3 protein-coding genes are annotated in these 1,854 nt (G+C 72.7%); 2 read left to right on the plus strand and 1 reads right to left on the minus strand.

The features are described from left to right. Positions 1 to 329: SUMF1/EgtB/PvdO family nonheme iron enzyme (locus VR45_RS36675; RefSeq protein ID WP_045944262.1), on the plus strand; the 329-nt coding region annotated here is incomplete at its 5' end. Between the two features lie 40 nt (positions 330 to 369). Continuing rightward, positions 370 to 1,164 carry an SGNH/GDSL hydrolase family protein gene (locus tag VR45_RS36680; protein WP_045944263.1) on the plus strand — a complete coding sequence of 265 codons (795 nt, stop codon included), beginning with the start codon at positions 370 to 372 and terminating at the stop codon, positions 1,162 to 1,164. A gap of 354 nt (positions 1,165 to 1,518) precedes the next feature. Here the strand turns inward: VR45_RS36680 and VR45_RS43050 are convergent, their stop codons facing one another. Beyond that, positions 1,519 to 1,752 (minus strand): hypothetical protein, encoded by a 234-nt coding sequence (locus VR45_RS43050; protein WP_052709659.1) that lies wholly within the window; start codon positions 1,750 to 1,752, stop codon positions 1,519 to 1,521. Between the last annotated feature and the right edge of the window lie 102 nt (positions 1,753 to 1,854).

The raw sequence follows: 1,854 nt of genomic DNA on the forward strand, positions 1-1,854 counted from the left end.
ACACCTTCCCCACCCGCAACACCGCCACCGACGGCTACCGCGCCACCGCCCCCGTGAACGCCTTCGAGCCCAACGGCTTCGGCCTGTACAACACGGCCGGCAACGTCTGGGAATGGTGCGCGGACTGGTGGACCACCGACCACCCCACGGCACGGCCGCTGCTGGCCCCGACCGGGCCCGCCACCGGAGGGGCCAAGGTCATCCGCGGCGGCTCCCACCTGTGCCACAGGTCCTACTGCAACCGCTACCGCGTCGCCGCCCGCAGCTCCAACACCCCCGACAGCTCCAGCGGCCACGCCGGCTTCCGCTGCGCCCGCAACGCCCCCTGAGCCCGCAGACACCGGCCCCGCCCCACCAAGGAGGCAACCGATGAACCGGACCCGCCCCGCCGCCCTCGCGGCCGCGCTCCTGGCCCTGACGACCACCGCACTCACCGCCACCACCAGCACCGCCCACGCTGCCACCGTCAACTACGTGGCCCTCGGCGACTCCTACTCCGCAGGCGGCGGGTCATCCACCACGTACCTCGACGATTGCCACCGGAGCACCAACGCCTACCCCTACCTCTATGCCCTGGCCACCTCCCCCGCCGGCTTCGACTTCCAGGCCTGCGGCGGCGCCACCAGCGCCGACGTCGTGAACGGCCAACTCGCACCGCTCAGCTCCAGCACCACCCTGGTCAGCATGACCGTCGGCGGCAACGACATCGGCCTGCGCGACGTGATGGCCTCCTGCCTGCTCGGCAGCGACGCCGGCTGCCTCAAGGCCGTGGCCACCGCGGAGGACACCGCCCGCTCCCAGCTCCCCGGCAAACTCGACACCGTCTACAGCTCCATCCGCTCCCGCGCGACCAACGCCCACGTCGTGATCCTCGGATACCCCCGCTTCTACGACCTCGCCACCCCCCTCTGCCCGGGGATCAGCCCGACCAAGCGGGCGGCACTCAACGACGGCGCCGACGTGCTGAACAACGTCATCCGGACCACGGCAGCCAAGTACCCGAACTTCGCGTACGCGGACGTGGCCAACCGCTTCGCCGGCCACCAGCTGTGCGACTCCACCCCCTGGCTGCACGCACTGAACCGGCCCATCGGACAGTCCTTCCACCCCACCGCCACCGGCCAGGCCGCCGCCTACCTCCCGGCACTGGAAAGCAGCGACTGACCCAGCCGCGCGCCCCACGCGTCAGCCGCCGCCCGGGCGAGCCGGCCAGGCCGGGGTGGGCAGCTGCTCGTCGGCGTGGCCGGACTCCCCCGGGGCTCGCCCGATGCTGCTCCACCCCATCTCGCAGTGTGGTGGAGCAGCATCGGCAGGCACGCCCGGAATGCAGGGGCCTGCATCGATTCAGCGTGCTCAGCGGTTCACTGGACGCGGTCCTGCCAGGCCGTGCCAGCGATTCCAGTCCTGGGGCAGGTGGCCGCGGCGAGCTCCCGGCATGCGACGGCATCCGCACCAGGGAGCCCTTCGCCCGTCTACTCCAGGTGGCGCCTTGCCGGCTGGCAGAAGCTGAGTGCCAGCTCACCAAGAAGTCTCTGGCGGCGCTATACCTTTCTCGTCGAGGTGCCCGGCGGGGTCGAGGGCCTCGCGCAGGGCGGGCAGGTCCGTGATGGCGGCCTGCTCGGCGAAACGTGCCAGCAGCCGGCGCAGGACCCGCTCGTTCCGGTCCCGCACCGCCTCGGCGATGGCCGCCGCCAGCGCCGCCTGGGTATGGGGGTCGGGGGTGCGCGCCGTCGCGCGGCCTGGCCCTTCCACCGCTCGCCTTCCTTCCACTCGTGGTCCTGGCCGCCGGACGCGGCGTCCTCGGTCCCGTGCGGCTGCGGCGACCGGCCGCTCCACCGCGTGCGGGGCGAAGAC

Origin of the sequence: Streptomyces sp. NRRL S-495 (assembly GCF_000966955.1) — a bacterium.
Classification (GTDB): Bacteria; Actinomycetota; Actinomycetes; order Streptomycetales; family Streptomycetaceae; genus Kitasatospora; species Kitasatospora purpeofusca.